Annotated in this window: 11 protein-coding genes; 5 read left to right on the top strand and 6 right to left on the bottom strand. The window is 38.2% G+C overall.

Annotated elements, in window-relative coordinates; genetic code table 11:
* The first annotated feature begins 62 nt into the window (after positions 1-62).
* On the top strand, positions 63-1232 hold the full coding sequence (dapC, locus tag C502_RS0116500; RefSeq protein ID WP_018679893.1) for a succinyldiaminopimelate transaminase: 1170 nt from the start codon (positions 63-65) through the stop codon (positions 1230-1232).
* A gap of 53 nt (positions 1233-1285) precedes the next feature.
* On the opposite strand, the gene C502_RS0116495 is transcribed toward dapC, so the two are convergent.
* A complete protein-coding gene (locus tag C502_RS0116495; protein WP_018679892.1) occupies positions 1286-3091 on the bottom strand; it encodes a DUF262 domain-containing protein in 1806 nt (601 codons plus the stop codon).
* A gap of 136 nt (positions 3092-3227) precedes the next feature.
* Positions 3228-3845 carry a LysE family translocator gene (locus C502_RS0116490; protein WP_018679891.1) on the bottom strand — a complete coding sequence of 206 codons (618 nt, stop codon included), beginning with the start codon at positions 3843-3845 and terminating at the stop codon, positions 3228-3230.
* A 136-nt stretch (positions 3846-3981) separates the two neighbouring features.
* Between C502_RS0116490 and C502_RS0116485 the strand changes: the two genes are divergently transcribed.
* From C502_RS0116485 to C502_RS0116475, 3 genes are all read left to right on the top strand, one after another.
* Complete coding sequence (locus C502_RS0116485; protein WP_018679890.1) at positions 3982-4434, top strand: Lrp/AsnC family transcriptional regulator; 453 nt, start codon at positions 3982-3984, stop codon at positions 4432-4434.
* A gap of 160 nt (positions 4435-4594) precedes the next feature.
* Positions 4595-5785: an efflux RND transporter periplasmic adaptor subunit gene (locus C502_RS0116480; RefSeq protein ID WP_018679889.1), complete on the top strand. Its 1191-nt coding sequence runs from the start codon at positions 4595-4597 to the stop codon at positions 5783-5785.
* Between the two features lies 1 nt (position 5786).
* The gene (locus tag C502_RS0116475; RefSeq protein ID WP_018679888.1) at positions 5787-8939 is read left to right on the top strand and encodes an efflux RND transporter permease subunit; all 3153 of its coding nucleotides are present in this window, start codon (positions 5787-5789) and stop codon (positions 8937-8939) included.
* A gap of 56 nt (positions 8940-8995) precedes the next feature.
* On the opposite strand, the gene C502_RS0116470 is transcribed toward C502_RS0116475, so the two are convergent.
* Complete coding sequence (locus tag C502_RS0116470; RefSeq protein WP_018679887.1) at positions 8996-9484, bottom strand: glutathione peroxidase; 489 nt, start codon at positions 9482-9484, stop codon at positions 8996-8998.
* Positions 9481-9900, bottom strand: coding sequence for a peptide-methionine (R)-S-oxide reductase MsrB (gene msrB / locus C502_RS0116465; protein ID WP_018679886.1), 420 nt, complete (start codon positions 9898-9900; stop codon positions 9481-9483). Before msrB ends, C502_RS0116470 begins: the two co-directional genes overlap by 4 nt.
* A gap of 238 nt (positions 9901-10138) precedes the next feature.
* On the opposite strand from msrB, the gene C502_RS0116460 reads away from it, so the two are divergent.
* Positions 10139-11569, top strand: coding sequence for a pyridoxal phosphate-dependent aminotransferase (locus C502_RS0116460; protein ID WP_018679885.1), 1431 nt, complete (start codon positions 10139-10141; stop codon positions 11567-11569).
* Positions 11570-11698: 129 nt separating this feature from the next.
* On the opposite strand, the gene C502_RS0116455 is transcribed toward C502_RS0116460, so the two are convergent.
* Positions 11699-12088 (bottom strand): hypothetical protein, encoded by a 390-nt coding sequence (locus C502_RS0116455; RefSeq protein ID WP_018679884.1) that lies wholly within the window; start codon positions 12086-12088, stop codon positions 11699-11701.
* Between the two features lie 121 nt (positions 12089-12209).
* Positions 12210-12475: transposase (locus tag C502_RS18445; RefSeq protein WP_018677050.1), on the bottom strand; the 266-nt coding region annotated here is incomplete at its 5' end.

Raw genomic sequence — 12475 nt, 5'->3', positions numbered from 1 at the left:
AGTTGCGATGCTTTAGTCGTCTCTCAGGGGATTTGTTATTCTTATTTTCGGTAATTGTTTAAATGAACTCTAGTTTGTCTTTATTGCATCCCTATCCTTTTGAAAAGTTAAATCAACTTTTTAAAGATGTGCAGCCTGCCGATTTGCCATTGATTCCATTATCAATTGGTGAACCGAAACATCCTGCACCAGAGTTCGTTAAACAAGCAATCATTGATAATTTTGCGCATCTATCGACTTATCCAAATAGTAAGGGTTTACCTGAGCTGCGCCAAAGTATTGCACAGTGGCTCACCAATCGTTTCAAGCTGAATCATATTAGTGCGGAAAATCATATCCTGCCCGTTTCTGGTACACGTGAAGGCATTTTCTCCTTTGTACAAGCTTTGATTAAACGTGAAGATGCACCTTATATCGTGATGCCGAATCCATTCTATCAGATTTATGAAGGTGCAGCATTGCTTGCAGGTGCAAAGCCTTATTTTATCAATTGCACAGAAGAAAATGGTTATTTAGGCGACTTTGATGCTGTTCCTGCGGAAGTCTGGGAAAAAACAGCATTATTATTCGTTTGTACACCGGGTAATCCGACAGGGACAGTACTTTCAAAAGAACAGTTTAAAAAATTGATTGCGCTGTCTGATCAATATGGTTTTGTGATTGCTTCTGATGAATGTTATTCAGAGCTTTGGTTTGATCAAGCACCGATTGGTCTTTTAGAAGTCTGTGCTGAAATAGGACGTGATGATTATAAAAACTGCATCGTGTTCCATTCGCTTTCAAAACGATCCAACTTACCAGGCTTGCGCTCTGGTTTTGTTGCAGGTGATGCGGCACTATTAAAACCTTATTTGCAATATCGTACTTATCACGGTGCTGCAATGCCTGTACAGCATCAATTGGCTTCGATTGCAGCTTGGAATGATGAAGCACATGTGGAAGAAAACCGTCAGCAATACCGTGCCAAATTTGATTTATTCCAATCTGAGTTAGGGCATTTATTACCCCTACAAAAACCAGATGCAGGTTTTTATTATTGGTTGAAAGTTGATAATGACGAAACTTTTGCCAAAATGTTGATAGAAAAAGCCCATATCAAAGTTTTACCGGGTCGTTATCTTTCTCGTGATACCGAACAAGGTAATCCAGGTGAAGGTCATGTCAGAATGGCATTGGTCGCTGATTTAGCACAATGTGAAGAAGTGGTGAAACGACTCAAAGCAGTTTTATAAAATAATGTTAAGCAGATCAGATGACTTAATGATCTGCTTCAATATTACTATATTCAAACCGTGGATAGGTCTTCTGTTACTTCCATTGTATCGATTTCATCAAAAGTTATACCATGTAACTTAGATTTTAAATCTGCTAAAATATTATTCACTCGGCTTTCTATAAATTGATCAATCGCATTGGATGGTAAACTTCCACTTCTTACCCAATCTAAAATTTCATTTGAAAGTAAATGTGTAGACATAATTTCCAAAAATTCTGGTTTATCATAGTCCTTTATATACTCAAGCGGGTTTCTATTAGTAATATCAAGATTTGTAATTTGCGTTAAATACGCAATATTCATCAAACTATCACTCGTAATTTTATTTTTACACTGATTCTGTAAAACATATTCAGAGTTGGTCGGGAAAATATGATGCAGATTCGGTTTATCTGTTGAAAAAAATAAATTTCTGGCTAAGACCTCTCTGTCACAATATTCCCAATCTTTTGGTCGAGCATTGGAATATAAAGCCAAAATGGCTCGGCTCATTCTACCTTTGGAGCTGTACGTAGCAGAGCGAAGCTTTTTCTTATCTAATAAAAATCGTTCAAATACAACTGTTTCACCATTTTTCCATTTCTTTAAAAAGTCAATATGTTGAAATAACTGTGTTGTATTACCTAACAAATCATCATTATGAAAACTACTGTACCAAAAATATTTTTTCAATAAACTATAATCAGGGGCATCATTTTTAAAAAAATAAGCCGTCAGTGTAAAGTAAAAATAACGGAATGGGATTAAATATGGTGTTTTAATATGCAAATGATTTTCAAAAAAATCGAATGTTTTCAAAATTGCTTTTTTTGCTTCATCCCAAACTGCTAAAATTTGTTCTGCTTTTATCTCATTCAGATATCTATCTGTAATATTTCTAATACCACTGTTAGCAATATCTTGGTTAATAATTACCGCTAGAATTTGCAAATAATCTAAATCACTAATTTTCAAAAAATCACTATTATTAAGTTCCCTAAAATTATCAATTAATTCACGAAGATAAAACCCTTTATCTGCAATTGTATTATTTTCCTGAAAAACTAGTGGTTTGAATGTTTTTGCAACCACAATATCAAAAATGTTTAGGGGCTTTCCTGCCTGATTAATTCTTTCAAAAATCTGGCAAACTTCAGAAACCTGAATACCCTTAACCTCAACAAATGAAATTCTATAGTTATCAAGGACACCTTTGATCTTTGCTAATTCATTTAAAATTGGGTGATTGAAATCCTGCTTCACTACAGAACTACCAAACACTCTCGTCTGAACTGTCGTAAAATTATTTTTTATGTCAATTAACTTTACAATTAACCCTTCTTCAAATCGTTTTTTCTTACCAATATTTGATTTAATTTCCCCATATCTATCATCAATATCTGTCCAAAACAAAAAACGATTGCGATAACTTTCATCATCTGTATCACCGTCCATTTTGATGGTTAAATCAATATAAAGTGTTGGATCAAAATTAGAACGACTCTCTATGCTTCCACCATATAAAGAAGTTAACAGCGAGGTAGTTCGCTGCTGCCCATCTAAAATATATTGGTATTCTGTTCTGCTAAAATTTGTGTCTGTAATTTGATGCCCACCAATTTGTCTATGATTTTGCAACTTTAAATCAGTTTTCCAAATTAAAATGCTGCCTAACGGGTAAAACTTATAAATACTATCCCAAAGTTTCTTAACATTTTCTTGCTCCCAAACCACATCACGTTGAAAGGTCGGAATTTGATAGTTTTTAGCAATTAATTCATCAAGATAAGTCGTCAAGCCTTTATTGGTTGGAAATATTCTATCGGTATAGTTCATGCATCATCTCAGCTTACACATAAAGTTTTTAATTACAAAATCCAGAATCCATTATTTTTATATATCAAAATTTAAACAACACAATTATAAGAGATTCAAAGCCATAAAGACTTGCATATCAAATAGATAAAGTCAATCAAACCTGCCCCATAACCAACAGCATGGCAATCAGAATCATTAAGCTACCAGAAATACGACTGACTATTTTTACAGCTTGAGGTCGTGTACTTAATAATTTCTTCGCTGCGATTCCAACCAAAATATAAACTACAGCACAACTTAGCAAATGAATCATTCCTAACACAATAATTTGTGCTGTTGGAGAAAGTGCGACTTTGGGATGGATAAATGGGGGTAATAAAGCAAAGAACAACAACAGCACTTTAGGGTTTAATCCACTAATCCCCACCCCCTTAATCAACCACGATTGAGCAGATTCAAGTTTCTGAGTTGGTTTAATCTCAGTTGAAATGGTGGCAGGATGAATGAACAGATTTACGCCCATCCAAAACAAATAACAAGCACCTGCAATCGTCATGGTACTTAAAAGAATAGGATAATGGTTAAGTAAAGTGCCAACACCAGCTGCAACACATAAAATAGCGATTAAGTGACCCAACACCAATCCCATCACCGCCGTAATGACAAACTGCCCTTTTATTCCTGCTAAAATTGCATAAGCCCAATCTGCACCTGGTGTCAAAACAAATAAAATTGAAACACACCAAAAAGCAAAAATGACACTCAAATCCATATCCAACACCCATTCACAACTATGTCCATGTTTTTCACCATTTGGTGAAAATAGATTTGAGAGAATAGGCTTTAATGCTTAAAATGTTATTCCAAATGTTTGCTTATTTTTAAAACCAAAAGGTAGATTATTCCAAATGGATCGCATTGATAAGAAAATTATTGCCGAACTACAAGCAAATGGGCGATTATCTATCACCGAATTAGCCGAAAGAATCGGTTTAAGTCTGTCCCCTTGTCATCGTCGAGTCAAAGCATTAGAAGAATCTGGCGTAATTAAGGGCTATCATGCTGATCTTGAAGCTTCGCAAATCGGCTTTAATTTTGCGGCAATTATCTTTGTAACGCTAAAAGATGGCGATAAACGTGCTTTATCTAGCTTCGAAGAAAAAGTCAGTGAGATCGCGAATGTGATTCAAGCACAACGCCTATTTGGCAATCCTGATTATTTATTGCATGTCGTGACGAAAGACCTCGCTAGTTTTCAAAAACTTTATGATGATAGCCTCTCTGCTTTACCGAATGTACAGCGTCTTACGTCAACGATTGTCATGAAGAATGTAGTATCGAATCGCTTGCTTCCTTTATGACGAACTGTGATGAAAAATATCATCACTTCATAGACCTAAATTTATTTTGGTGTGCCCAAGAATCCTCTCTATTAATTTTTTCATCTATCCATTCGGTATTGACCATCTGTTGAAATCTTCGTCTATACTTAGGCCATCAATATTTGGCGACTATGGAAAGATGGCTTCTCAAACTCCCCAGAAAACAAAGAAGAAAATTTGGTTTATTTTAGCGATCATTATTGTTTTTCTAATAATTGCAATCATGTTTTGGCAAATGAACAAAACCAAAAATTCACAAAATGTGGAAAAGCAAAAACGTGCGAATCCAACTGAACAGAAAGCAGCGTTGACTGTGACGGTTGTTCAACCCGAACAACAAAATTGGAGGCAAAGCTTTACTGCTAATGGCAATATTGCAGCTTGGCAAGAAGTGGTGATTGGCAGTGAACTATCAGGACAACGACTGACTCGAGTCAATGTCAACGTTGGTGATGGAGTTAAACGGGGTCAAGTTTTAGCTGAAATCAATAGTGAAACTATTCGTGCTGACCTCGCAGCAGCCCAAGCAAGCTATGCCGAAGCACAAGCCGTGCTAGCTGATGCGATCACCAATAACAAACGCATTCAACAACTTAAAAATACAGGGGCGATTTCTGCGCAGGAATCTACGCAATATCAAACCTCTCAAGCCACTGCACAAGCCCGTCTTGATGCAGCCAAAGCTCAAATTGAAAGTCATCAATTACGCCTAGCTCAAACCCAAGTGGTTTCACCTGATAATGGCGTTATTTCAGCACGTACCGCAACCGTTGGTTCTTTGGCACAGACAGGACAAGAACTCTTCCGTTTAATTCGAGATCATCGCTTAGAATGGCGCGCTGAAGTCACCTCATCCGATTTATATAAACTCAAACAAGGTATGACAGCCCGTATCATTTCACCAGACCCAGCCCAAGCAACAGTCACAGGCAAAGTTCGGATGATAGCGCCTGTTATTGATCCACAAACTCGTTACGGTTTGGTTTATGTCGATATTCCAACGACTCAAGCAGTTCGTATGGGTATGTTTGTGAAAGGTGAATTTGATCTCGGTGAAAAACCTGCACTCACTATTCCGCAAACTGCGTTATTACTACGAGATGGTTTTTCTTATGTGTTTATTGTTGATCACAATAATCGTGTGACACAGCAAAAAGTCACTGTAGGTCGCCGTTTGGGTGATCGCGTTGAGATTATGGATTTACCAACTCATGTAAAATTGGTTTCTTCAGGAACAGGTTTCTTAACGGACGGAGATTTGGTCACTGTTGCCAAAGATATTCCTGACACACCACTCAGTAAACAACTTGTGACCACACAGGAGAAATAAGATGAATTTCTCCGCTTGGTCAATCCGCAATCCAATTCCGGGCATTTTATTGTTTATCATGCTTGGTTTGGCAGGATTGTTATGTTTTCACTGGATGAAAATACAACAATTCCCAGATATTGAACTTCCGATGGTCACCGTAAGCGCAGCGCTACCGGGTGCTGCCCCACCACAACTAGAAACAGAAGTTGCACGTAAAATTGAAAACTCGATTGCCTCTTTACAAGGTTTGAGAAATCAATACACCAATATTCAAGATGGTGTTGTTACGGTCACAGCAGAATTTCAACTCGAAAAACCACTCCAAGAAGCGGTTGATGATGTTCGCAATGCAGTGTCTCAAGTCCGCTCTGATTTACCTGCCGATTTACGCGATCCGATTGTCAGTAAAATCAATTTGTCAGGCTCGCCAATTCTCACCTACACCATTCAATCACCCAAGATGGATGAAGAAGCACTGTCATGGTTTGTAGACTATGATATTGCGCGTGCCATGTTACAGGTGAAAGGTGTCGGTGCTGTCGCACGTGTAGGTGGTGTTACACGCCAAGTTGAAGTTGAACTTGACCCTGAAAAATTGTTGGCATTGAATGCAACTGCGACCGATATTACCCGCCAATTACGCTTAATTCAGCAAGATGCCTCAGGCGGTCAAACCAAAATTGGGGGCAGCGAACAATCAATCCGCACCATTGCAACCGTAAAAACAGCCGCAGAAATTGGTGCAATGGACCTCGCTCTCAGCGATGGTCGGCATATTCGCCTTGATCAAGTTGCATCTATTCGTGATGGAATTGCAGAACGACGCTCTGCTGCACTATTGAATGGTAAACCTGTGATTGGTTTTGAAATTACCCGTAGTAAAGGTGCGAGTGAAGTCGATGTTGAAAAAGGTGTAGCTCAAGCATTAGAGAAACTGAAAGCCTCACATCCTGATATTCAAATTACAGAAGCTTTTAACTTTGTTAAACCAGTTGCAGATAACTATAAAGGTTCGATGTCACTGCTTTATGAAGGGGCAATTTTAGCAATCTTGGTGGTTTGGCTATTTTTACGTGATTGGCGTGCAACCATCATTGCTGCAACTGCCCTGCCACTATCTATTTTACCTGCCTTGATTGGGATGTATTACTTTGGTTTTACATTAAATACCGTGACTTTACTCGCCATGTCATTGGTTGTTGGTATCTTAGTCGATGATGCAATTGTTGAAATTGAAAATATTATTCGGCATCTGCGAATGGGAAAAACACCTTATGAAGCCGCAATGGAAGCTGCCGATGAAATTGGTCTAGCGGTTATTGCCACGACGTTTACGTTAATTGCAGTATTTCTGCCAACAGCGTTCATGAGTGGAATCGCAGGTAAATTTTTCGTTCAATTCGGTTGGACGGCTGCATTGGCAATTTTTGCTTCTTTATTAGTTGCACGTCTGCTTACACCAATGATGTCGGCTTACATTTTAAAACCGTGGATTGGTCAAGTTGACAAGCAAGATGAAACTGTAGACAACCAAGCAAAATTAGATCATGGCACAACAAAATTAGCCAGAGACCGCGCCAACGATGGACGTGTCATGCGTGGCTATATGCGTTTAGTCACATGGTGTTTAAATCACCGTTGGGTCACTTTATTTGGAGCGATTGCTTTTTTTGTTGGCTCAGTGATGCTGATTCCTCTACTACCTACTGGTTTCGTTCCACCACCAGATACAGGGCAAACCCAAGTTCGTCTAGAACTCGCACCCGGTTCACAATTTGTTGATACCTTAAAAACAGCAGAGTACGCACGTAACCTGATTAAAGACCATCCTGAAATCAAGAGTATTTATACAACCATTGGTGGTGGTGCAGCAGGAACAGATCCTTTTTCAGGGGGAGCTTCGAGCGAACCAAGAAAAGCCACATTAACCATTCAAATTACTGAGCGCTCTGATCGAAGTGCAAGTTTACAAGAGATTGAGAATCAGATTCGTCAACGTTTAGCTCCATTGCCGGGTGCACGTATTCAAGTCGGTTTAGCAGGAAATAACACCCAGTATCAACTTGCACTTTCAGGCGATGATCCAGAAGCTTTGATGTCGACTGCACGCCAACTTGAACGAGAATTACGCACCATTCCAAATATTGGGAGTATTACTTCAAGCGCGGCTTTAATTCGTCCTGAACTGGTAATTCGTCCTGATTTTGCTAAAGCCGCAGATTTAGGTGTCACCACCTATGATATTGCTGAAACTTTGCGTATCGCCACCGCAGGTGATTTTGATCAGAATCTAGCAAAATTAAACTTATCTCAACGTCAAGTTCCCGTTGTGATTAAACTTCCTTTGGCTGCTCGCCAAGATCAGGAGTTAATGAAACGCTTGATGATCAAAGGCAGTCACGGCCCTGTGATGTTAGGGACGATTGCAGATGTCAATATTGAAAGTGGGCCATCGCAAATTGATCGCTTCAATCGTTTGCGTAATATCAATTTTAATATCGAGCTGAATAATCAACCGTTGGGTGATATTGCTGCTAAAGTTGACCAACTCCCAACCATGAAAAATCTACCGCCAACAGTTAAACGTACCAATATTGGTGATGCTGAAGTCATGCAAGAGTTATTCTCAAGCTTTGGTTTGGCGATGCTGACAGGTGTATTGTGTATCTACGTTGTTCTGGTTCTTTTATTCAAAGACTTCCTACAACCGATCACTATTCTGGTTGCTTTACCTTTATCTCTTGGCGGTGCATTCGTATTATTGCTTTTAGCAAAAAGTAGCTTCTCGATGCCAAGTCTCATTGGTTTGATTATGCTGATGGGGATCGCCAGTAAGAACTCGATTCTACTGGTTGATTACGCCATTATCGCAAGAAACGAAAAGCATTATTCTAGATTTAATGCGTTGTTAGATGCCTGTCATAAGCGAGCACGCCCAATTATCATGACAACTCTAGCAATGGGAGCAGGTATGTTACCGATTGCGCTTGGGATTGGAACAGATCCAAGTTTCCGTGCGCCAATGGCAATTTCTGTGATTGGCGGTTTGATTACCAGTACCTTCTTATCGTTATTGGTTATTCCTGTGGTCTATACCTTCATTGATGATATCAACCGCAAACTGCACAGCTTTAGAAAAACCAAGCCTGTATCAGTTGAACACACTCAATAAATTTTCAAGAAAAAAGACGGTCAAATGACCGTCTTTTTTACTACTCAATTTAATTTTTATTTTTTCGCTAAGGCTTTTTCAATATCCGCTTCCAAAGCATCGGGCTTGGTTGTCGGAGCATAGCGACCTAACACCTCACCATGACGCCCAACAAGGAACTTGGTAAAGTTCCATTTGATGTTACGACTACCTAAAATGCCTTTGGCTTCACGCGTCAAAAAGCGAAAAATAACATGCGCTTCTGGCCCTTTCACATCGACCTTGGCAAACATCGGAAAATTCACCCCATAATTGCGTTGGCAAAATGCACCAATTTCTTTGTTTGTTCCTGGATCTTGTCCCCCAAATTGGTTGCAAGGAAACCCGAGCACCTCTAAACCTTGAGCTTTATATTTTTCATGTAGCTTTTCTAGTCCTGCAAACTGTGGTGTAAAACCACACTTACTGGCAGTATTTACAATCAGCATGACCTTGCCTTTATAATCAGCGAGCGCCTTTGTTTCTCCCTCTAACAATTCAGCTTCAAACTGATAAATGTTACTCATGGATAAGTTTCCTCGTCATTCTTTTCTTCTGTTTTAAGTTGTAATGATGCCGAATTCACGCAATAACGCAGTCCTGTCGGCTGTGGGCCATCCTCAAACACATGACCCAAATGTGCATCGCAATCATGGCAGACAATTTCTGTTCTGACCATACCATGCGATAAATCTTCATGTTCTTCTATCGCAACACTATCAATTGCTCTATAAAAGCTCGGCCACCCACAACCGCTATCGTATTTTGTTTCTGAAGAAAATAATTCAGCACCACAGCATCGACACACATAGGTTCCATGTTGCTTGTTATTCCAATATTGTCCTGTGAATGCTGGTTCTGTGCCTTTCTGACGAGTGATGCGATATTCTTCTGGTGATAGTTCTCTTTGCCATTCTCGGTCTGTTTTATTGACTTTTCCCATAACCTGCACCTTTTATTTTGATGTTAAAAATATCTCGATGATCAGATTTTATATTTACGCCATTCACACCAAAAACTCTAGTCTCAGATCGTACAATTTAGTGAAATTTAAGCATTAAATTTAAAATAGCAAAAAGAAAGCAAACAAAAATCCTTGGTAAGCAAATTTTAACAAAACTATCTTTCTCGTAAGCAAAGATAGTGTTATTCTTGTTGGGCACGGTTGTATAGGACAAAAAATGTCTCAGAAAAAAAGTGTGGTTTTCCAAAAACTCTTACCAACCATCAGACAATATCAACAATCAGGTTTTACCCATGAAAAAATTGTTGAGTTACTCAAAGATCAACATGATCTAGATTTGGTAAGCGTTGAAACCTTTAAAAGTTATTTATATCGATATGCAAAAGTGAATCCTGCTATGTCTAAAAATACTGTTACATCCCACTCTGCTCAATCAAGTCGTGAAATCAAGAAATCATCGAAGCTTGAGCATGTTTGCTATGACATTCGTGGACCAGTATTACGCGCCGCCAATGAAATGGAGGAGCAAGGACACAAGATCATCAAGCTCAATATCGGCAACCCTGCACCTTTTGGTTTTGAAGCTCCACAAGAAATTATCAATGATGTTGCATTAAACCTACCGAATGCGGTTGGTTACACAGACTCAAAAGGGATCTTCCCTGCGCGTAAAGCCATTTGCCAGTATTATCAGCAAAAAGGCGTTTTTGATATGCACGTTAATGATGTGTATGTCGGAAATGGTGTGTCTGAACTGATTGTGATGGCGATGCAAGGTTTATTGAACGATGGCGATGAAATGCTCGTTCCTATGCCTGATTATCCATTATGGACAGCAGCAGTCAATCTCTCTGGTGGTAAAGCTGTTCATTATAAATGTGATGAAGAAAACTTTTGGTATCCTGATCTTGCGGATATGGAAAGCAAAATCACAGCGAATACACGTGGTATTGTCATCATTAATCCAAACAACCCAACAGGTTCTGTTTACCCACGTCATGTATTGGAGCAAATCGTTGCTTTAGCAAAAAAACATGATTTGATTTTATTTGCTGATGAAATCTACGACAAAATCATTTATGACGGCATTGAGCATGTTGCAGTTGCTGCTTTGGCTGGTGATCAACTTTGTATCTCATTCAATGGTTTATCAAAAGCCTATCGTATTGCCGGTTACCGTGCAGGTTGGATGGCGATCACAGGTGATAAATCACGTGCAGCAGATTATATTGAAGGTTTAGACATGCTCGCTTCAATGCGTTTGTGCGCGAATCATCAAGCACAATATGCTATCCAAACCGCTCTCGGCGGTTATCAGTCTATTAATGACTTAATTCGTCCAGGTGGTCGTCTGTATGAACAGCGTAATATTGCGTGGGAAATGTTGAATGAGATTCCTGGCGTAAGTTGTGTTAAGCCTGAGGGTGCAATGTACTGTTTCCCAAAACTAGACCCTGAGATCTATCCGATTGAAGACGATGAGAAATTGATGTTGGATTTATTAAAGGCTGAGAAAGTTTTGTTGGTTCAAGGTACAGGTTTTAATTGGCCAACCCCAGATCATTTCCGTGTAGTGTTCTTACCTGCTGAAAATGAGCTACGTGAAGCAATTAATCGTTTAAGCCGTTTCTTGGCGAAGATGCGTTAAGTGAAATAAATATCTTAAAAAAGGAAGAAAATCGCTTCCTTTTTTAAGATACATACTCAAGTTAATGGCTTAGAGTAATTTAATTGGAATTTGCTATATTAACCACTATTTAGCTAGTTTACTTAAAATTTAACAAGGATAAAAATATAAACTATTTTCATCCTTACAGATAGTTTGACCAACTTTGATATTAAGACTTGAACTTAGATAAATAGTTAACATTTTCATATTATCACCTTTATCATAATATACAAAAAAATATGTTGGATTGATCTTCAACATATTATCAACATCACCTATAACCATAATATCATATGCATATATTTTTCTATCTTCTATAAAATTTATTTCTTTTACCTCTCCTTTTATCTTAGCCTTGGAGAAATATTTAACTCCTAGTAAATTCCGTTGCTCAGACTCTTTTTTGACTGCTTCAGAAAATTTATTCAAATAACATGATACCATAATGCCTATTATAATAAATAGCACCACTCCCATTTTGATAAATTTAACTTTCACTTAAACCATCCTTGCAAAATTCTATTTAATTAATTCACAGTCATAATTTCATATATAATTTTCAATCTATTTTAAATATTAATTTTATTCATCTTTGATATTTAATTAACCCGAATCCTGTTTAAGCCACTGATTCCATAATTTGAATTTTTGGCTTATTTCGTTGGGTTAATTGATATGCACATAACGATGCATAAATCCCACTTAGAAATCCATGAATACTACGTGCCTTACTCGTCACTAAATTGTATTGTCCTTTCAATAAGCTAAATAACGTTTCTATCTTATTACGTTGTTTTAAGTGATATTCATCTTGTGCACAGAGTTGAACAGTCCGCATGTTCTTTCGATGATACGTAATTAAATCAATACCTTGATTCTTTAACT

This window comes from Acinetobacter tjernbergiae DSM 14971 = CIP 107465, from assembly GCF_000374425.1.
Taxonomy (GTDB): Bacteria; Pseudomonadota; Gammaproteobacteria; order Pseudomonadales; family Moraxellaceae; genus Acinetobacter; species Acinetobacter tjernbergiae.
The sequence above is the reverse complement of the archived record's forward strand: the minus strand, read 5'-3'. Positions and strand labels throughout refer to the sequence as shown.

Coding starts and splice junctions, on each gene's coding strand:
- C502_RS0116480 (WP_018679889.1), top strand. CDS start 4,595: ATGGCTTCTCAAACTCCCCAGAAAACAAAGAAGAAAATTTGGTTTATT.
- C502_RS0116490 (WP_018679891.1), bottom strand. CDS start 3,845: ATGGATTTGAGTGTCATTTTTGCTTTTTGGTGTGTTTCAATTTTATTT.
- C502_RS0116460 (WP_018679885.1), top strand. CDS start 10,139: ATGTCTCAGAAAAAAAGTGTGGTTTTCCAAAAACTCTTACCAACCATC.
- C502_RS0116495 (WP_018679892.1), bottom strand. CDS start 3,091: ATGAACTATACCGATAGAATATTTCCAACCAATAAAGGCTTGACGACT.
- C502_RS0116475 (WP_018679888.1), top strand. CDS start 5,787: ATGAATTTCTCCGCTTGGTCAATCCGCAATCCAATTCCGGGCATTTTA.
- C502_RS0116470 (WP_018679887.1), bottom strand. CDS start 9,484: ATGAGTAACATTTATCAGTTTGAAGCTGAATTGTTAGAGGGAGAAACA.
- C502_RS0116485 (WP_018679890.1), top strand. CDS start 3,982: ATGGATCGCATTGATAAGAAAATTATTGCCGAACTACAAGCAAATGGG.
- msrB (WP_018679886.1), bottom strand. CDS start 9,900: ATGGGAAAAGTCAATAAAACAGACCGAGAATGGCAAAGAGAACTATCA.
- dapC (WP_018679893.1), top strand. CDS start 63: ATGAACTCTAGTTTGTCTTTATTGCATCCCTATCCTTTTGAAAAGTTA.